Here is a 19,620-nt window from a genome sequence, read left to right on the forward strand (position 1 = left end):
GATATAGAATGATAAATGATATGAGAAGGAAATGGAAAATATGAATCTGATTGATATGCACTGTGACACGTTATGGAAAATGATAGACTTAGACAAAAAAGGCAACTTATTGCATAATGATTGTGCGGTTTCTTTGAGTAAGCTAAAAGAAGCAGGCTCAATAGCGCAATTTTTTGCCTGCTTTGTGTATCTGCATGCTCTGCCGGGAGTGACGGCAGAAGAAAAATACGATGCTGGGTTCAGGCACGTGTTAGAAATGGCGGAATATCTGAAGAAGGAAGTGGGCGCCTGCCCGGAAAAAATGGTTTTCTTAAAGGAAAGAGCAGCGCTTGCCGGAATGCAAAGGGCAGAAGCGGAAGCAGAGGAGGAGAAAAAGATTGGAGCCTTTCTTACGGTGGAAGAAGGCGGCATTTTAAATGGGCGGATGGAAAGGCTGGAAGAGCTTAAGAAACAAGGGGTCAGTCTGATGACGATTCTGTGGAACTATGAAAATTGTATCGGATATCCTAACAGCAGAGATAGAAAAGAAATGGCGTCCGGGCTGAAACCTTTTGGAATAGAAGTGGTAGAAAGAATGGGCGAATTAGGGATGATTGTGGATGTATCCCACGCTTCTGACGGTACCTCATCGGATGTATTGAAATACGCGAAAGGTCCGGTCGTGGCGTCTCATTCTAACTGCCGTGCTGTCTGTAATCACCCAAGAAACCTTTCGGATGATATGATTCGCAGACTGGCGGAAAAAGGAGGCGTTGCAGGGCTTAATTTTTATGGCTGTTTTCTGGACGGAAGCAATGAATCCAGGATGGATGCCATGGTAGAGCATTTGAAACATATGGTAAAGGTGGGTGGAAGCGAGTTTCCTGCCATTGGTACCGATTTTGATGGTTTTGACGGTATGGAAAGAATGGAGATACCGGATATGGGACAAATGGGGTGCCTTGCGCGGGCGCTTGAGAAAGCCGGATTTACAACGAGGCAGATCGAGAAAATCTGGTCAGAAAATGTACTGCGGGTATTAAATGTGCAATGAGTTGCCTAAAAATAACGGTTGCAATTATGGAAACTATATGATATTATTGTGATACAAACGTGTGAGTCCTATGTATGAAAAAAGATATGTTTAGAGTATATGAAAGGGGGAGAAGACAGTGAACCAGATTATTGCAGAATATTTAAAGGTAGCAAGGAAAGCCGGAGGATATACGGAGGGTTCTATGGCAGAGCGTCTGGGAATTTCCCGGGCGGCATATATGAAATATGAGACGGGAGAGCAGATTCCGGATTTGGAAATGTTGTGCAGGATAGGAGAGATATTTCGTGTTGGCAGAAAAGAAGGGAAAAGATCGAATCCCTGTCGGGTAGCCGGAATGGTGGAAGAGTCAAAAGCACAGTATGGCTGTCAGGGAGAGGAATTATCAATTGAGGAGTATTTTGCGTTGGAACGCTGTGGGGAATATGAACTGGTAGAAGGACGGTTGGTTCACCGTAATGCGCCTGGATATGAGCATCAGAGAATTGCCTTGCTGTTTTCTATGTCGCTGGAGCAGTATTTGCAGGAGCATTGCAGTAAATGTGTGGTTGTTCCTGCACCGTTCTGTGTAGTTCTTGACGAAGAAAGAGCCGTGGCAGTTCAGCCGGATATATCTGTTATCTGCAGGCGTGAATTGATTAAGGATGATATCTGTTATGGGGCGCCGGATATAGCAGTAGAGATACTGTCACCGGCAACAGCAGAGTATGATATGTTTGAAAAGCTTGCGCTATACAGAAAATATGGTGTTGGGGAATATTGGATTGTGAATCCTGGGGAGCGGAGGGTGATATTGTATGATCTGGCGGCGGACAGTGCCCCTGTCATTGCTTCCTTTGAGACATCCGTTCCGTCATTCAGAATAAAGGGATTTTCGCTGAGACTGGATGAGATGATATAAATAAAAAGGCTCCGGCAGGATGTGGTTTTATACATCCTGTCGGAACCGGAGCTTTTTGATTTCTTTTATTTGCCTTCTACTTCCTGCATTTTCATTGCACGAACCTTTAACGGAAGACCGAACAGATTAATGAATCCGCTTGCATCGTGGTGGTCATACAATTCGCCTGTGGTGAAGCTTGCCAGGGATTCGCTGTACAGGGAATATGGAGAAGTTGTTCCGGCTTTAATGATATTGCCCTTGTAAAGCTTGAATTTCACTTCGCCGGTTACATATTCCTGTGTGCTTTCAATAAATGCCTGAACTGCTTCGCGCAGAGGTGTGAACCATTTTCCTTCATATACAATCTGGGAAAGTTTATTACCCATCTCTTCTTTTACTTCATAAGTAGCGCGGTCTAATACCAGCTCTTCAAGCTGCTGGTGTGCTTCGTAGAGAATGGTTCCGCCGGGAGTCTCATATACTCCGCGGGATTTCATGCCTACAACACGGTTCTCAACAATATCGCAGATACCGACGCCGTGCTTTCCGCCCAATTCATTTAACTTGCGGATAATATCAGAAACTTTCATCTCTTCACCGTTAATGCTCTTCGGAACGCCTTTTTCAAATGTCATAGTAACATACTCGCCTTCGTCCGGGGCTTTCTCCGGTGTAACACCGAGAACAAGAAGATCATCGTAATTTGGTTCGTTTGCAGGATCTTCCAGTTCCAGTCCTTCATGGCTGATGTGCCATAAATTACGGTCACGGCTGTAGCTGTGGCTGGCATCAAACGGAAGGTCAATGCCATGCTGCTTACAATATTCGATTTCATCTTCACGGGACTGCATGGTCCACACATCCGTCATTCTCCACGGAGCGATGATTTTGAGGTCAGGAGCCAATGCTTTGATACCAAGTTCAAAACGAATCTGGTCATTGCCCTTACCGGTAGCGCCGTGGCAGATTGCGCTGGCGCCTTCTTTTCTTGCAATTTCTACCAGCCTTTTGGCAATTGCGGGACGGGCCATGGAAGTTCCCAGTAAATATTTATTCTCGTATACAGCGTGTGCCTGTACGCAAGGTACGATGTAGTTATCGCAGAAATCATCTACAATATCTTCGATATATAATTTGGATGCGCCGGATAATTTGGCACGCTCTTCCAATCCGTCAAGCTCTTCGCCCTGTCCGCAGTCGATACAGCAGCAGATAACGTCGTAGTCAAAATTTTCTTTCAGCCATGGAATAATAGCAGTCGTATCCAGTCCGCCTGAATATGCTAAGATAACCTTCTCTTTCATAGTAAACGCCTCCTAAAATGCAGTGCCTGACGGCACGAATCTTCTTTTTTATGTATTTGTTTTTTATGCAAAAACTACTATACACCATATCTTATAAATATGCAACAAGAAAATGAAAAATCTTTATTAAAGTGTATATTATTCAATAATTATGCATAAAAATTAGTTCGCATGTATATTCATGCAATTTGTGGAAATATTTTTGCTTGACAAATAAGAATATTTGTATAAAATAGTTAGAAAATAAGAGAACAGGATTCTTTGATGGGAGTGATCAACATGAATGAAATTGACAGCTGTAAGTGCAGCAAAAATATTTGTGTGACAGGCTCTGCTTTACTTTCTGTAAGCAGTGTTGTTTTTGTGCCGTGTTTCCCGTGCCCCTTAGGGGTAGTCATGGCATAAAATTCAATACTGGGTTACGGGAAAGAATATGTTTGTAATTGAGAAGGAATAAAGGCAAAACATATGCTTTTGCTTTTATTCCTTTTTTATATTTTATAAAAGCAGAAAGGGTAAGATCATGAGAAACAGAGAAATGTTAAAGGATAAGAAACGGATTGTAATCAAGGTAGGAACATCTACTATCACTTATGCGGAGACAGGCAATATTAATCTGGAGAAGCTGGAGAAATTTGTGCGCATCCTGATTAATCTGAGGAATAAAGGGAAGGAAATTATTGTGGTGTCATCGGGTGCGGTAGGAATCGGAAGGAATGTATTGGGAGTAAAAAGCGGTGTGAAAGACCGGGCAGTGCGGCAGGCGTGTGCGGCTGTGGGTCAGGGAAGGCTAATGATGATGTACGAAAAGCTGTTTGCAGAATACAGCCAGCTGACAGCGCAGGTACTATTGACGAAAGAGTCGATTATGAATGAAATGTGCGCACAGAATGCAAGGAATACTTTTGATGAATTATTTGCTATGAATGTGGTGCCGATCGTAAATGAAAATGACGCTATCTCCGTGGATGAGGAAGCCTATGGGAATTTTGGAGATAATGATACGATGGCGGCTTATGTAGCGTCCTTGGTGGATGCAGATCTGTTGATCTTGATGTCGGATATTGAAGGGTTGTATACGGATGATCCGAAGAAAAATCCCCACGCCCGTTTTGTTCATACCGTAGTAAAAATAGATGAAGAACTGGAAAAAATGGGAAAAGGCGCAGGGAGTGACCTGGGTACGGGCGGAATGGCGACGAAGATAGAAGCGGCAAAAATTGCGGTAAATTCCGGGGCGGATATGGTGATTGCCAATGGACAGAATATTTATACGATTCACGATATTATGGCAGGCAAGAAAGTGGGAACCTTGTTCTTGTCCGGCGAGAATGCCTTGGAAATGGAAAATTCACTGGCGCCTGAGCGAGAGCAGTACCGGAGGCTGGCGAAGCGGAAACGCAAAGAGACATTGAGTAAGAAAAAGGAAAATTATCAGGCAGGAGGTATGGATTATGAGTTACATGGAAGCAATTGGCAGGCAAGCTAAGGAAGCGGAGAAGAAGGTACGGATTTTAGGGCAGACGGAGAAAAACAGAGGACTTCGTGCGGCAGCGGAAATGCTGTGTGCCCGGAGCGGATTTATTTTGGAGGAAAATGAAAAAGATGTTGCCATGGCAGAAAAGCGGGGGATGAAAGAGTCTTTGATTGACCGGCTAAGGCTTACGTCGGAGCGGATAGAGGCAATGGCGGAAGGGCTGATGCAGATTGCGGATCTGGAGGATCCGGTGGGAGAGATTGTCTCTATGAAGACAAGACCTAACGGGCTTCGGATTGGGAAAAAGAGAGTTTCCCTGGGAGTTGTGGGAATTATCTATGAATCCCGTCCCAATGTGACGGCAGATGCATTTGGCCTGTGTTTTAAGAACGGGAATGTGACGATCTTGCGGGGCGGAAGTGACGCTGCCTGTTCTAACAAGGCGATTGTCCAAGTAATACGGGAAGGGCTTGTGAAGGAGAATTTACCTGAGACAGCGGTGCTCTTAGTGGAAGATACGAATCGGGCGCATGTAACGGAGATGCTTCGGATGAATTCCTATATTGATGTATTGATTCCGCGGGGCGGGAAAGGGCTGATCGACCATGTAGTGAAAAATAGTACCGTTCCGGTGATAGAGACCGGAACCGGGAATTGTCATGTTTATGTGGACGAATATGCCGATCTTCAGATGGCGGTAAATATTATTGATAACGCCAAGACCCAGCGAACGGGAGTCTGCAATGCCTGTGAATCTCTGGTAATTCACAAAAATATTGCAAAGGAAGCTATTCCTGCAATCTATGAACGGCTCAATAAAAAGCAGGTGGAAATCCGTGGAGACGAGGCGGCATGTGCAATCCAGCCGGGGATTCTTGCCGCATCAGAGGAGGACTGGGGTACGGAATATCTGGATAAAATTATTTCTATGAAAACGGTTTCTTCTATAGAAGAAGCGATTGAACACATTAATACTTACAACACCGGACATTCGGAATCTATAATTACAGAAAATTATACAAATGCGCTGAAGTTCCAGGATGAAATTGACGCGGCGGCAGTTTATGTAAATGCTTCCACGAGATTTACGGATGGATTTGAATTTGGTTACGGTGCGGAGATTGGAATCAGTACCCAGAAGCTCCATGCGAGAGGACCGATGGGATTGGAGGCGCTGACTACAATAAAATATATTATATTTGGAAACGGACAGATAAGAAGATAGTGAAATTGGTGGGCGGGTGTGTTACAATTCATAGAAAGAACCGGAATTGTAATGGAAGTACGGAGAAAACACCATGAATGAGAAAAATATGACGGAGTTGTCACAATACAATTATAACGAGGCGGCAGGGGAGGACCGATCAATTCAGGAAGCAATTGCTTTCCTGGAACATGCAGATATGCGCACGCCCTGGGAGAAGATTGAGAAATTTTCACATGGAAAGGAACTGCAGAAGCTTTTGGTGGAGGGATTGCTGGAGCATGACCCAAGCCAGAAAAGGGAGTCTGTCGCGCGGCGTGTAAGAGGCTGGATGAAGTATACCATGAACCAGACAATTAAGAAAAAGGATGCCATTGAGCTTTGCTTTATCCTGGGACTGTCTGTAGAGGAAGCGGATGAATTTGTCGCCCTTGTTTCGGAAGAAGGACTGCATTGGAGAAGCCCGGATGAAATTGTATACATTTTTGCCCTAAAACAGGGAATGAGCTATCAGGAAGCGCAGAAGCTGAATGAAGAGATGAAAAGAAAGCTTTCAACCGTCAGAGAATCCAGGGAACCGGCACAGGACAGTTTCACTCCGGTGATCAGGGCAGAGGTTGCGGCGCTTCGCACCAGGGAGGAGCTGGAAGATTATCTGACAGAAGCCGTGCCGAGATTGGGCCGCTGGCATAACAATGCTTATAAGCTTTTTATGGAAATGCTGGAAATCCTGGAGCATCCGGAACTGGATGAGATAGAACGGCGGGCGGAGGTTTTTGAAGAAGAAAGGCTGACTGCCCGTGATATTACAAGGGAATATTTTTATGGGGATCATGTGCTGTATGCTAAGGAGCAAGTCCGTGCCGGTAAGAAGAAGGAGGATTCCGGAAAGGAGAAGCTTACCTTCACAGAGATTCAGAAAAATATAAGCAGCGGATGGCCGGACGATGTGGCGCTGTCAAAGATGCGGAACCGGAAAATGGATGTGACGCGGAAAGTATTGATTTTGCTGTTTTTGGCAACGGATCCGGGAAGCCTGCCGGAAGATGAAGAAGACTTGGAGTGGGAACCTTCCGGGGAAGAAAGTTTTGAAGATCTGTACTGCCGCCTGAATGATATGCTGCTGCAGTGCGGCTATAGAGCGCTGGATCCGCGTTCTCCTTTTGATTGGATGATTCTTTATTGTATTCACGAAGGAGATATGGTGGATGTGAGCGCCAGGCTGAGGGCTATGATCCGGGCGATGTTTGGTGAAAAAGAGTAATCGCGGAAATGATTTTCAATTTCTGGTATCTGTAAATGGTATAGTTAGAAAAAGCAGGCTTTTGTAACCAGATGAAATACAGATAAAAATAGGATTAGATAGAATATGGATAACAGGATTTGCTTAAAAGCAGGAACATGTCTTTCATTTCCGGGAATGGAATGCCGGGTAGAGTCTTTTGTGGGGAAAGGTTCCAATGCGATGGTGTATATAGGGACTTATCCGGATGAGCAGTGGAAAGACTTGCGGCACCGGGTCTTGATTAAGGAACTGTTCCCGTTCCATCCGCAGGGAATGATATTCCGGGATTCGGAAGGAAATGTGTGCTGTACAGAGGAAGCCCGGCCACTGATGGAACTTCACAGGCTTAGTTTTCAGAGGGCAAATGAGATTCATTTACAAATACTGTCAGAGTATCCTGCTGACATTGACGCCAATATCAATACATTTTCACAGAATCAGACGCTGTATTCTGTTCTGGGATTCTCCGGAGGCAGAAGCCTTGATAAAGAAATGGAACAGGAGACAGGAACGCCGCTGGCGGTTTACGTCCGCAGGATGATGGGAGCTTTGGACGTGCTGGAAGCCTTTCATAATTCCGGGCTCCTGCATTTGGATATCAGCCCGGATAATATCCTTTTGATAGGAGAGGGAAAAAGAGAGAGAATTTCCCTGATTGATTATAACAGCGTACATACATTGGAGGAAATACGGCAGGGTGGGAGCTTTTATTATAGCGCCAAGGAAGGATTCGCGGCGCCGGAGATACGCTCGGGCAGGAGTTCGGCGATTGGGTACGGAACGGATTTGTATGCGCTGACGGCCGTTTTTTACCGGATGCTGACAGGCAGGAACCTGACTGTCCTGGAGACGGTGCGGGGGCAGGTTCCGGATATATCAGATGCTCCCTGTCTTGCAGATGCGCCGGAGACGGTGCGCAGTATGGTAAGAAAAATCCTGAAACGAGGGTTGGCGGCGACGGTTTCCAGAAGATACCGGGCGGCCGGACAGATGCGGCAGGATTTAGAAGAGCTGATGGATCGTATCGAAGGAAAAGGCATTACCCACCCGGCTCTTTGGGAGACCGGGCGGGCGAACATTTTACGGGCAATCAATTCGAATTCAGCTCTGAGGTACATTAAAGAGGAAGAGAAGTTGTACCCGGTTGTGGGAGAGACGAAGAGCGGAGAAAGAATTAGTTCGGAAGAACTGCTGAGCCGAATGCTGTCTCCGGGTGGCAGCTCCTTTTTTCTGCTGGGAGACGGCGGAGCGGGAAAGACTACGGCACTCTTGCGGGCGGCATATTTGCAGCCTGCAAAGTATAGCGGGGCGGAGCCTGCGGTCACCTATCTGTCCCTTTACGGATGGACAGAAGGAAAATCAGACTATATAAAAAACAGGATTCTGGAAAGTCTTAAGTTCAAACCGGAAACAGACAGTATGGAATTGGCAAGGCATGAATTGGTAAGGTTATTGTCTGTGCCTATGTATACACGATTTGGGGAACGTCCCCAATTATTGATTCTTCTGGACGGGCTGAACGAAATTTCCGGAAATACGAAAGAACTTTTGCAGGAAATCATGGAACTGTCTGCGATGCCGGGAACCAGAATCCTTCTTGCCGGGCGCAGCGACATAGAGGCGGTTCCCTTTCAGAGAATACGGCTAAAACCGCTTGAGAAAGAAGAAGTCGGGAAGATTCTGGGAGAAAACGGGATCCTGCAGCCGGAAGCAAAAGAGATGGCAGAGCTGCTGCGGTCGCCGATGATGTTATCCATTTATATCAGGACGGTAATCAGCCGTGGGAAGCAGATATTCATTCATTCTCAGGAAGAATTGCTGGATAGTTACTTCGCGGCAATTTTAGATAAGGAAATACGGGAACTTCCGCCGGATGCAAAAGAGCGCTGGCAGACGGAGGCAGCGCTCTTCTTTGTGCTGCCGGAAATCGCCGGACTTATGGAAAGGAAGGGAAGAGAGCTGTCTGCGCAGGATATGCTTCCTGCCCTGGAGAAATGCTATCGCCGCATGGGAAAGAGGATGATGACGGGAATTTTCCCGGAATGGATTGGGCATATCGCCGACATCCGCGGTGAAAGTAAAAATGCCGAAGAGTGGTATGGCACGATGGTACATGAGATACTTTTTCGGAGGCTGGGGCTGCTTGTGCGGGATGAAACGGGACGCTATCGGATGTCCCACCAGTTGATCGAAGAGTATTTGGCTATAATTCACCGGGGGTTTGAACGGAAATTTGCCCGCAGGGAAAGAAGGCAGAGGCTGCTTTTAATCCTTACTTGTGTGCTTTGCCTTGGAGGAATATATCACTGGGTGTATCTCCCCTTATTAGCGCCGGGGCAGGAGGAAGTAAAGACGCCTTATGATGAGGCACTTTCTGAAAATGTGTTGGATGCTGCGCTTTCTTCCTATATGGCGTGTGCGGATCAGTATGAAGCGTTTTTGGGGCTGCTGGAAGTCCTTTCCGCAGAAGCTGCCGACGCAGAAGCGGATGGCGGAGATGGGGACGGTGGAGAGACAGACGGCGGGACTGCATACGATAAGGCGCTGCAGGATTGCCGGGACAGCCTGGACAATGACTATCTGCCGGAAGCGGCAAGAACATCCGGGTATCTGGAGAATCTCCTTGCATCCGGGGAAGTTATGCCGTGGTCCGGAAAGCCTTTGGAAGAAGAAGCCTGCCGTGCGCTGTATGATTTACCGCGGGAGCGGGCGGAAGAATATGCAGGATATCTGGATATCCTGGTCTGGGCAAGAGAAAACAAGCAGGCGTGGGAATATTTTGGAGAAGAATATGTACAGGCGCTGGGACAGTGTTTACAGGCGGATGCTGATTTGAACGGAAAGTATTATAATCTGGTGGTTGAGCCGGAGCTGACGGCAATGGAGCAGAGTGATTCCGAAGAAGAGCGGCAAAACGGTACGCGATACCGGAAAGCTGCCGCACAGGCAGTACAGCAGGGGAACATTACGAAAGAAGCAACGGCGGATTTAGAGATTTATAAAGAAGCGCAGAAATCTGCCCTGCGGGAGTTAAAGAAAAATGGGCTGACAGCGCTCTTTGAGGATAGAGAGGATTGAACAGATGGAGAAGACGCGGAAAATACGGTTATGGATTATGGTAATGCTTCTGACTTTGACGGTAACGGGCTGCAGCGAGGCAGGGGAAAGCTCTGAGGAGGAGCTGACGTCTAATTTGGAGAACGGAAAGAATGAGACGGAATCCGGGACAGAGCAGGCGGTACAACATCTGTTAGAAGTGTGGTCGGACTATCTTCAGACATTGGATCAGATGTATGCCAGCCAACTGTGGGCGATGGATTATGTGGATGCTTATCTGGAAAGCGGAAGCTGGGAAGACCTTGGGAAGGCGAGGACCGCCTGCATCACATCGGCAGGTTCTCTGGAAGAGCTTGCAATGACAGAAGAGGATTTGACAGAAGAAGAATACCTTACACTGGCAGAGGCGGGAATTGACGCAGAATATCAGTCGCTGGCGTTTTCCGGCCTTCCGGATGAGCTGGATGATGCACATCTTGTTATCAGAGAGAGAGAGCTGGAAAGTCTGGAGAGTGACGTGTTCTATAAAGATGCGATGGAAATGCTGGAAGAGGAAGTATCTGTACAGAGGAAAAAGATTGCCTGTATGGGAGATTATGCCTGCGCTATGACGAATTATCTCCTGCTGACGGTTCAGGATTATACAGATGAACAGAGCTATTGGAATACAGTACAGAAGGAATATCTGGCATTAACGGCGGGTGGTCCGGAATGGAAAAAGACGGAGGCGGAAGTCCTGGAAGCCGGAGACAGTAGTCTTGATGCATATGAAGAAATCTCTCTGGAACATGCAGAGCTTCTTTCCCGTATGGAAGCAAATTTATATGAGACGAAACAAAAGGGGCAGAGCGGAGAAGAAGCTTTGGAAGAAGCTGCATTTCTGATTCAGGATACGCCGGATTTCCTTCCGGCGCCGGAATGGTATGATTCAGCGCAGGCAGGGTATGCCAGCTTCCGGAAGGGGAAAGACGGCAGTCTTATTTACCCGGAATCCGGTGATGAACTTGAGGGCGACGGCTTCGGAGTCTATATGCAGATGGAAGGAATCAGCAGGGAGGAGACAGTGGCCTACATGGCGGCGGCGGAGCAATATGCAGACACCGTGAAAGAAGAGGAAGATGTATGGCAGATTATTATGCCGGGGTATGAAGTGCAGGTGGAGTGGGAAGACCAGGTTGTGACGGTAATTTTTTATGGAGAGGATGTAACCTTTGTGCCGGAGTGGTATCTTTCGACGTGACGGGGTAACAGGTTATTATAGGATTTGGGGAAATGCATCCCAATCTGTCAGAAGATGGCAGGTTGGGATGCATTTTTTATAGGTGGAAATGATTTTCAAAACAGATGCAGGCAAGCGTATATACTGATGTCGAGGTCAAAAACCCCAACTATGATGCTTAAGCAAAGGAAATATTTTCGTTGCGATTAGTACGTATTTACGATATAATTATAACGATATTAAGTTATACAGAAAGGATAAAATGTGATGCGAGGAACAAGGGCGGGGAAGTTGAGACAAAGAGCTGCAAAGAAAGCGCTGTCCGGCGTTGTCAGCGTATGTATAGTGCTGACGGTTTTTTCTATTTTCTTTCTTCCGGCGAGGGCGGAGGATTCCGACGAAGAAGTGACGGATATGGTGGATGATGCCTGCCGGGGTGTTGTCCGTGTTTATTCAGAGCGGGGAAATATGCTTGGCGCCGGGAGCGGATTCGGCATAGGGGTTCCGGGGGAGGAAACGGATACATTTATCACGAATATGCACGTTGTGGGAGATCCGGAAACGGGTAAGCTGTGCGATAAAGTGTATATTATGCTGGATGATGAGGCGGTAAAAATGGAGGATGGCGGCGGAAGCTGGATTCCGGATTATGACCATATGATAGCCTGCGAAATTGTGTATGCGACGGGCGGCTATCCGGATTTTGCAATTATAAGGGCAGAGAGAAAAATGGAAGGGCGGATAGCGCTGCCGCTGCTGCCCAGTGAAGAGATGCAGCGTTCAGATACGGTGTACGCGCTGGGATTTCCGGGAAATGGCGACGGCGTAAACGGATATACTTACCAGGCTGCGGATGTGGAAGATGTTATTGTTACCAAAGGGACGATTTCCCGCTTTACTGTCTGGGAAAATGGCTCGGTGGATACGAAGATTATCCAGCATGAGGCTCATATCAACCATGGGAATTCCGGCGGGCCTCTTATTACAGAAGATGGGGCGGTTATCGGTATCAATACTTACGGCTTTGGAGGACAGGAAGCGTCGGAATATTCAGCGTCGGTATATATTGATTATGCAATAGAGAAATTGGATGAATTGGGAATCTATTATGAACTGCAGGGAGAGAACCAGAAAGCAGGAAGCACAGGCATTTACAGATGGCTTGTCATTGCGGCAGGTATTGTTGTTATCGCTGCGTTGGTGATTGTTTTTCAAAAAAAGCGGGCTGCGTCTGCGCCGCAACCGCAACCCGCGCCTGTGCCAAAACCATTGGAAGACAGTGGCTACCGATTGCAGGGAGTGGCAGGTGTATTTGCGGGAAAGAGATTTGCAGTGGAAGCCGGAGGGTGTCTCCGCCTTGGCAGAGATGCTTCTAAAAACAAGCTGGTTTATCCGGCAGGAACAAAAGGCATCAGCAGTATGCACTGTGAACTTTATTTCCGGGGAGGGCAGGTGTACCTCCGGGATATGGGGTCTTCGTATGGTACGTTTCTGAAAGGAAGGCGCATACCGCCTAACCAGGAGATTCCGGTACATAGAGGCGATACTTTTTATTTGGCGGATCCGGGACAAAGCTTTGTGCTGGACAGGAAGAGATAAAGGGCGTAAGGGTACGTGGTAAATAAGGAGAAGCATTATGGGGAACGAGCAATTTTATCAGAAGCTTGCACAGGATGCGGAGATTAAATGGAAAGATATCTTCTCGGAGTGCAGAAGGAAACATAGCAGGGAAGAGCTGGAATATGCCCTTTTGGCGGGGACGACACTTAACAGTGCGACAGAAGCAAATATGCTCCAGAAATGGAGAAAACCGTGGGTATTTTACCCGCTTTTGAAAGCCGGAGCTGCTCTGATTGTACTGGTTTACGGTTTGCTCTTTGTCAATTTGAATATGATAGGGAATGTGACTTCCGGATTCTTATTGATGATGACGGCAATCCCGCCTTTTGTGATGCCGGTTATTATCATGATTTTCATCTGGGAACTGAATATTCCCAGAAATCTGTCTATATATGAATTGTTCGGGTTTTTTTTGGCGGGAGGGCTGCTTTCCTTCCTGGGAACGTCGGTCATGTTTGATTTTGTACAAAGCGGCCCCGCGAAGCTGGCGGCTTTCCGGGAAGAGCCTGCGAAGCTGGCGGCGGCGCTGCTTATTCTGTATTTCTTTTCAAAGAAAAAGAAAGTCTATGGATTGACCGGGCTGGTGATTGGCGCTGCGGTGGGCGCCGGGTTCGGCAGCTTTGAATCCATTACATATGCCCAGTCGGCGGGTGGGATACAGGACATCGTCGGAAATCAGATTCTCAGGGGGATCTATGCATTGGGCGGGCATACGCTTATGTCTGCGCCTTACGCGGCGGCTGTTGCTTTAGAAATGAAGGATTCCCGGTTGTCCTGGAATTGTATCTGGAATAAAGATTTCCTGGTGACTTTTGGAAGTTCGGTTCTTCTGCACTATATCTGGAATTCGGATTTGTCTGATTTTGGAATCCGTAATCCTTCCGGGACACTGGCTTTATGTAAAAATATTATTGTTATTATCTTTTTCTGGATCGAACTTTTATATATGGCGAGAAAGTGCCTGCGGCAGGCAGTACTGATTGGGAGTGGGAGCCGTGGGAAAGGCGGCAGCGCAGGCAGCAGGAAAGCGGCGGCGACAGGAGCAGGCAGCAGGAAAGTGGCGGCTGCAGGAGCAGGAAGTATCCGGATTGAATGTACCGGAGGAGCCATTCGGGGAGCGGTATGGCAGTCAGAGGGAGCGGATATATTGATGATTGGCAGAGATCCGGATCTGGGATTTCATATTCCCGGCAAGGCGGGAGGCGTCAGACGGAGACATTGCTGTATCCGGAAAACGTCACAGGGATGGATTCTGCGGGATATGGATTCTACTTATGGGACTTTTATAAATGGCAGTCAGAAACTAATGCCGAATGTGGATTATACGCTTCACTCGGGCGATATGATTTATCTGGCAGGAAAGGAGAATGCATTCCGGGTGAGCATTAAGTAAAGATTATGGAAAGATAAAGAGAAAGGAGAAAGTGAAAGGCAAATGAAGAAGTTACTGAAGAAAAGTATTTTCGCCGGAGTGATGGCGCTTGCAGTTATGCTCACAATCTTTCGCGGAGACGCTCTGGAGAGCCGGGCAGCAGGCAAGGAAGAAACGCTGATGTTGATTGGCGGATACGATGATGCAGGTGATGTGGTATGTGTGGTACCGGCGTTTGCAGTAGATGAGGGCGACAGCATCCTTATTATTGCAGGAATTTATGATTATGATGAATGCGATCAGATCAGGCTTGTTGGTTCCGAGGTGGATCTGGATATAACGGATGTGGAAATCACTTACAATGATTCTTTGAATATCGTTTTCTGGCAAGTCGAAAACACAGGTGAATTTGATCTTCCGCAAGACGCCTGCCCGGTTCAGGGGGAGACGGCAGAGGTTGTCTATATGGGCATGGACAGTAATGATGAGCCGACTATTGAAATGAGCGAGATCACATTAGAAGACTGGCAAGGTGATCTGGGATTGGTTGTGGACGGCCTTCCCGATAATATTGGAGCTTATCCGGCGGTTGTGCTGAACGAAGCCGGAGACTGTGTGGGAGCGGTTATTGAAGAAGATACGGTAATCGCTCTGTATGGAGATGCTGACGATTTCTATGGAGAAGGAGCCGGCAGTGAAGATGAGGATGAAGATGAGGAAGAACCGGATGCCCCGGAGCCGGATGAACCAGAGGAACCGGATGTCCCGGAGTCGGATGGTTCGGATGGACCGGATAAAAAAGAAGATTCTGACAAAGAGGCTCAGATTTTCATCATTGCAGGAGTTCTTCTTTGTGTGGGGGCGGCTCTTTTGTTTCTGGCATGGAAAAAGAAGAAAAAGACAGAGTCTGGTCCGGCAAGACAGAATCCGGCAGATCCCGTTCCGGTAAATCCCGCTCCGGTAAATCCCGAGCCGGCAAATCCCGAGCCGTGGTTCCGGCCGGAAGACATATCACCGACGGAGCCGCCGGACATGGAGGATATCGGACCAACTACACCTGTGGATCCGGTACCGCAGAAAACCGGGCTGTGGCTTGTGGCACAGGGAGGTTATATGAACGGGAGAATCTATCCGATTGAAAGAACCGGCATCACAATAGGGCGGGATATATCGAATATGGTGAATTATCCGAAGGACACACGCGGAGTCAGCCGTACACATGCTAAGCTGTACTGGGATCAGAATCATCTGATGCTGATGGATTTGAACTCAACAAGCGGTACCTTTATACAGGGATTCGGAAAATTACAGCCGATGCAGCCGGTTGAAGTGTCTGCAGGAAGTGTGTTCTATATTGGTGAGAAGAAAAATGCTTTTGTAATTAAACAATGAAAAAGGAGGAAATGAATTATGGAATTTAAACAATGCAGTAAAGGACATTTTTATGACCCGGCAATAAGCAGTACATGCCCGGAGTGCGCGGAGGAGGAAAGGCTTCTCCGTCAGCAGGAAGAATACGTATATTCCGGAAACCCAGCCGATTATGATGAAACGCAGCCTGCTTCAGGAGAAGGTTACGAAGACCTGTCTCATAGGCGAGGAGTGTCTGACGATAACCGGACTCTGCCGCTGGAGAACGGAGACGGGCTTAAAACGGAAGATTTTGTTCCGCACAATGGTGTGGAAATAGATACAGGCAAGACGCTGCCTCCAGATACAGATGATATTCCGGGCTTTACTCCGGTGGTGGGATGGCTGGTCTGCGTAGACGGTCCTTCTAAGGGGACAGATTACCGGATACGTACAGGATATAATTATATTGGACGCGAGGAAAATATGGATATCTACATTAAAGGCGACATAAAGATCAGCAGAGAAAAACACGCAATGGTTGTATATGACGATGAAGAACGTGTGTTTTTCTTTGGCCCGGTAGATGGGAAAAGCGTTGTCCGCGTCAATGGGAAGTTGGTTACAATTCCGGTAGAAGTGCATAGCTATGACATAATAAAAATAGGAACTACGAAATTAATGTTTGTGCCGCTTTGTGGAGAAAGGTTTAACTGGGATGTATGATGGCGGAACTGTATTAGGTATTATAGGAAAAATACTGAAAGAACTGGAATCGGGAAGGCTTCCGAGGAGATTTCCGGCGGAAGGTAACTTTGTAATGTCCAGGAGTACAGTAATGGCGGTTTCAGTTCTTGTTATTCTGGTTCTGGCTTTTGCCGCTGCGCTATTTGCATGGCGGCTGAAAAAAAGAAAGCGAGCGGAAGATAAGAAGGGAAGGAGCGTCGATGAGATTGTACATACAGAAGAGCTGCCTCCGAAGAAGGTGGGAAATCCTGTGGGCAAGGTACATCATATCGGAAAACGTGCGAACCAGCAGGATAGCTTCGGAGTAATGGAAGTGGAGAACGGTATGTTTGCTGTTGTTGCAGATGGCATGGGAGGGTTGTCGGATGGCGATAAAGTCAGCCAGAAAATTGTCCTTACTATGCTGCAGGATGCGTCAGAGCTTACGAAAGGGCAGATGGGGAAACGGCCGCTTTATACTATGGTTTCCCGGGCAAACCGGGAGGTTCTGCGGATGCTGGCGGCGTCTCCGGGAAGCAGAAGCGGCTCTACCGTGATTGCTGTCCTGACGGAAGGAAGCAGTTTTCAATGGATTTCCGTAGGGGACAGCCGGATCTATCTGTATCACGCAGGACAATTGATGCAGATCAATAGTGAACATATTTACGAAAAGGAATTGTTGAAACGGGCAGTAAACCAGGAAGTTTCTTTTGCAGAAATACAGACGGATAAACAGAAGAAAAGAATTACCAGCTATATTGGAATGGGAGAGATCAAGCATATTGAAGGCAGCCTGAACCCGGTTAAGGCGCAGGCGGGGGATAAGCTTCTCCTGATGAGCGACGGAGTGTTTAATACGCTGCCGGAACGGGAAATATGCAGGATTCTTGAAATGGCGGAAGATGCGGAGGAAGCAGCGGAGGTTGTGAAGAAACAGGTGCTTGCGCGTCAGAATCCCAGGCAGGACAACTTCACAGCCGTGATTCTGGAACTTTGACTTTGCGGAGGAAAATATGGGACAGGAAAGTCGTTGTATTCATTGTATGCAGGGCGTTGTTTTGCGGGGAGTGTGTACAAGCTGTGGAAAACCGGAGACAGAGGACGCCCAGCGTCCGATAAATGCGCTTCCGGTCAGATATTTATTGGGACAGAAGCAATATGAGCTTGGCAGAGTGCTGGGAAGCGGGGGATATGGAATTACCTATCTTGCATGGGATCAAAAAGGAGAACGCCGGGTCGCTGTGAAAGAGTTGTTCCCGGCGCATGCGGTACGGCGCGGAGAAAATGGACGGGACGTAGTGGTAACGCAGGGGCAGCAGCAGTATTTTCAGCATGTGAAACAAAGGTTTTGTGAGGAAGCGCAAGCCTTATACGGGCTGAAAAATGTTCCGGAAGTTATAGACGTCTATCGTTTGTTTGAGGAGAACGGAACGGCTTATTATGTGATGGAATATCTGGAAGGTATGGATTTAAAAAAACACCTTCTGAAAAACGGAAGAATGAGCTGGGGACAGATTACGAATCCTCTCTGCATGATTCTGCGTGCGCTGTATGCGCTTCATGGCAGGAATCTGATTCACAGAGACATCAGCCCGGATAATATTTTCATGCTTAATGACGGCAGGGTAAAGCTGATAGATTTTGGCTCGGCGCGGAATTATTCAGATTCTAAGTATATGACAACTATTTTGAAAGCACGGTTTGCCCCTTATGAACAGTTTGAGGCAAATGGGAAGCAGGGACCGTGGACGGATATCTATTCTCTCAGCGTTACAGTGTATTACGCTCTCAGCGGCATTCTGCCTCCCAGGGCAACAGATCGTTATATTGCGTGGAGGATGCAGTCCGGGGCGCCGGACATGGTGAAACCAATCCGGGAGCTTTGTTCCGACATACCGCCGAATGCGGCGCAGGCATTGCACAAAGGGATGGCGCCTGCGGCGAGCCAGAGATATCCGTCAATCCGGGAATTTGCAGAGGCGCTTTTCCCGGGGAAAAATATTCTGACGGCCGGGAAACCTGCTGTAATCGATAACCGGCAAAGAGTGGGAGCCTGTATGAAATGTGTTGACGGAATCATGGCAGAAAGGCAGTATTCTCTTCAAGCCGATATGCTGGTAACGGTTGGGCGTGACAGCAGGTGCCAGCTCAGATATCCGCCGGATAGTCAGGGAATCAGCCGTCGGCATTGTTCTTTTATTATGGATAAGAGAGGGAAGGTCTATGTCCGGGATGAGGGTTCTACCTATGGGACGTATCTGAACGGAGCCCGCTTAAAGCCCATGGCATGGTATCTGGTTGGCAGCGGGAGCCGGATAAGTTTTGCGAAAGAGACATACAGTGTCATCTGTAGTTGAAGGAGGTAAAATGAGCGATATTTCAATCTATGGCTATACCGATATCGGAGGGCGGAAAGAAAACGAAGACTCCGGCGATATTCGTATTTATGGGAAAAATCTTGTGGCAGTCATTGCAGATGGACTGGGCGGACAGGGAGAAGGAAAGACCGCCTCAGAGACGGCTGTCAGCCGTTTGCTTGCGTGCGGCAGTAAAGAAGGATTCCCGGGAACGAAAGAAGTAAGCAGAGCCTTTTGTGCGGCAAATGAAGCCATTTTAAAAAAGCAATTAAATCAGTTCCATATGAAGACGACGGCAGTGTATCTTTGTATCTGTAAAAATCAGGCGATCTGGGGACATGTGGGAGATTCCAGGCTGTATCATTTCCAGGATGGAGAGCTCTGCCATTATACCCTGGATCACAGTCTCTCCCAGATGGCAGTGGCGCTGGGGGAGATAGAGCGCAAGGATATTCCGGAACATCCGCAGCGGAGCCGGCTTTTGCGGGCGCTGGGATGCGAGGGGGAAGAGGCAGAAGTACATGAACCGGTGACCTTGGGCAAGGGGAGACATGCCTTTTTGCTCTGTACGGATGGATTCTGGGAGTATTTTAGCGATGAAGAAATCGGTGAAGTATTGGATATTTCTGCAACAGCAGAGGAGTGGCTTACCAAATTACATGGGCGGCTGAAAAAACGCTGCGGAAGTGAAAATGATAATAATACTGCGACAGCAGTTATTCTGGAGGTATAG

At 47.6% G+C, this 19,620-nt stretch carries 15 protein-coding genes; 14 read left to right on the forward strand and 1 reads right to left on the reverse strand.

Going from position 1 to position 19,620, the window contains the following annotated elements; translation table 11 throughout:
* Window positions 1–31: 31 nt before the first annotated feature.
* Both OCV99_RS01140 and OCV99_RS01145 read left to right on the forward strand, forming a co-directional pair.
* Window positions 32–1,033, forward strand: a complete 1,002-nt coding sequence (locus tag OCV99_RS01140) for a dipeptidase (RefSeq protein ID WP_317247543.1) — start codon at window positions 32–34, stop codon at window positions 1,031–1,033.
* 118 nt (window positions 1,034–1,151) lie between these two features.
* Entirely contained in the window at window positions 1,152–1,934 is a 783-nt protein-coding gene (locus OCV99_RS01145; RefSeq protein ID WP_158367343.1) for a Uma2 family endonuclease, read from the forward strand.
* A 65-nt stretch (window positions 1,935–1,999) separates the two neighbouring features.
* Here the strand turns inward: OCV99_RS01145 and OCV99_RS01150 are convergent, their stop codons facing one another.
* On the reverse strand, window positions 2,000–3,220 hold the full coding sequence (locus tag OCV99_RS01150) for an argininosuccinate synthase (RefSeq protein WP_158367346.1): 1,221 nt from the start codon (window positions 3,218–3,220) through the stop codon (window positions 2,000–2,002).
* Window positions 3,221–3,743: 523 nt separating this feature from the next.
* On the opposite strand from OCV99_RS01150, the gene proB reads away from it, so the two are divergent.
* From proB to OCV99_RS01210, 12 genes are all read left to right on the forward strand, one after another.
* Entirely contained in the window at window positions 3,744–4,709 is a 966-nt protein-coding gene (gene proB, locus OCV99_RS01155) for a glutamate 5-kinase (RefSeq protein ID WP_158367348.1), read from the forward strand.
* Window positions 4,675–5,922 (forward strand): glutamate-5-semialdehyde dehydrogenase, encoded by a 1,248-nt coding sequence (locus OCV99_RS01160; protein ID WP_158367350.1) that lies wholly within the window; start codon window positions 4,675–4,677, stop codon window positions 5,920–5,922. Before proB ends, OCV99_RS01160 begins: the two co-directional genes overlap by 35 nt.
* Before the next feature lie 73 nt (window positions 5,923–5,995).
* Entirely contained in the window at window positions 5,996–7,165 is a 1,170-nt protein-coding gene (locus tag OCV99_RS01165) for a hypothetical protein (RefSeq protein ID WP_158367351.1), read from the forward strand.
* Between the two features lie 105 nt (window positions 7,166–7,270).
* Entirely contained in the window at window positions 7,271–10,264 is a 2,994-nt protein-coding gene (locus OCV99_RS01170; protein WP_158367352.1) for a protein kinase domain-containing protein, read from the forward strand.
* 4 nt (window positions 10,265–10,268) lie between these two features.
* On the forward strand, window positions 10,269–11,483 hold the full coding sequence (locus OCV99_RS01175; RefSeq protein ID WP_158367354.1) for a hypothetical protein: 1,215 nt from the start codon (window positions 10,269–10,271) through the stop codon (window positions 11,481–11,483).
* A gap of 246 nt (window positions 11,484–11,729) precedes the next feature.
* Window positions 11,730–13,061: a trypsin-like peptidase domain-containing protein gene (locus OCV99_RS01180; protein ID WP_158367356.1), complete on the forward strand. Its 1,332-nt coding sequence runs from the start codon at window positions 11,730–11,732 to the stop codon at window positions 13,059–13,061.
* Window positions 13,062–13,098: 37 nt separating this feature from the next.
* Window positions 13,099–14,475, forward strand: a complete 1,377-nt coding sequence (locus OCV99_RS01185) for a PrsW family glutamic-type intramembrane protease (RefSeq protein WP_158367358.1) — start codon at window positions 13,099–13,101, stop codon at window positions 14,473–14,475.
* 42 nt (window positions 14,476–14,517) lie between these two features.
* Window positions 14,518–15,846, forward strand: coding sequence for an FHA domain-containing protein (locus OCV99_RS01190; RefSeq protein WP_158367359.1), 1,329 nt, complete (start codon window positions 14,518–14,520; stop codon window positions 15,844–15,846).
* 18 nt (window positions 15,847–15,864) lie between these two features.
* A complete protein-coding gene (locus OCV99_RS01195) occupies window positions 15,865–16,530 on the forward strand; it encodes an FHA domain-containing protein (protein ID WP_158367361.1) in 666 nt (221 codons plus the stop codon).
* A 112-nt stretch (window positions 16,531–16,642) separates the two neighbouring features.
* The gene (locus tag OCV99_RS01200; RefSeq protein ID WP_227192196.1) at window positions 16,643–17,527 is read left to right on the forward strand and encodes a PP2C family protein-serine/threonine phosphatase; all 885 of its coding nucleotides are present in this window, start codon (window positions 16,643–16,645) and stop codon (window positions 17,525–17,527) included.
* A 16-nt stretch (window positions 17,528–17,543) separates the two neighbouring features.
* Window positions 17,544–18,887 (forward strand): FHA domain-containing serine/threonine-protein kinase, encoded by a 1,344-nt coding sequence (locus tag OCV99_RS01205; protein ID WP_158367365.1) that lies wholly within the window; start codon window positions 17,544–17,546, stop codon window positions 18,885–18,887.
* 10 nt (window positions 18,888–18,897) lie between these two features.
* Window positions 18,898–19,620, forward strand: a complete 723-nt coding sequence (locus tag OCV99_RS01210) for a PP2C family protein-serine/threonine phosphatase (protein WP_158367367.1) — start codon at window positions 18,898–18,900, stop codon at window positions 19,618–19,620.

This window comes from Dorea acetigenes (genome assembly GCF_025567385.1).
Taxonomy (GTDB): Bacteria; Bacillota; Clostridia; order Lachnospirales; family Lachnospiraceae; genus Claveliimonas; species Claveliimonas acetigenes.

Bases quoted from the DNA above. Each gene is read 5' to 3' on its own strand.
- OCV99_RS01140 (WP_317247543.1), top strand. From the start codon at position 32: ATGGAAAATATGAATCTGATTGATATGCACTGTGACACGTTATGGAAA.
- OCV99_RS01150 (WP_158367346.1), bottom strand. From the start codon at position 3,220: ATGAAAGAGAAGGTTATCTTAGCATATTCAGGCGGACTGGATACGACT.
- proB (WP_158367348.1), top strand. From the start codon at position 3,744: ATGAGAAACAGAGAAATGTTAAAGGATAAGAAACGGATTGTAATCAAG.
- OCV99_RS01160 (WP_158367350.1), top strand. From the start codon at position 4,675: ATGAGTTACATGGAAGCAATTGGCAGGCAAGCTAAGGAAGCGGAGAAG.
- OCV99_RS01165 (WP_158367351.1), top strand. From the start codon at position 5,996: ATGAATGAGAAAAATATGACGGAGTTGTCACAATACAATTATAACGAG.
- OCV99_RS01170 (WP_158367352.1), top strand. From the start codon at position 7,271: ATGGATAACAGGATTTGCTTAAAAGCAGGAACATGTCTTTCATTTCCG.
- OCV99_RS01175 (WP_158367354.1), top strand. From the start codon at position 10,269: ATGGAGAAGACGCGGAAAATACGGTTATGGATTATGGTAATGCTTCTG.
- OCV99_RS01180 (WP_158367356.1), top strand. From the start codon at position 11,730: ATGCGAGGAACAAGGGCGGGGAAGTTGAGACAAAGAGCTGCAAAGAAA.
- OCV99_RS01185 (WP_158367358.1), top strand. From the start codon at position 13,099: ATGGGGAACGAGCAATTTTATCAGAAGCTTGCACAGGATGCGGAGATT.
- OCV99_RS01190 (WP_158367359.1), top strand. From the start codon at position 14,518: ATGAAGAAGTTACTGAAGAAAAGTATTTTCGCCGGAGTGATGGCGCTT.
- OCV99_RS01195 (WP_158367361.1), top strand. From the start codon at position 15,865: ATGGAATTTAAACAATGCAGTAAAGGACATTTTTATGACCCGGCAATA.
- OCV99_RS01200 (WP_227192196.1), top strand. From the start codon at position 16,643: ATGGCGGTTTCAGTTCTTGTTATTCTGGTTCTGGCTTTTGCCGCTGCG.
- OCV99_RS01205 (WP_158367365.1), top strand. From the start codon at position 17,544: ATGGGACAGGAAAGTCGTTGTATTCATTGTATGCAGGGCGTTGTTTTG.
- OCV99_RS01210 (WP_158367367.1), top strand. From the start codon at position 18,898: ATGAGCGATATTTCAATCTATGGCTATACCGATATCGGAGGGCGGAAA.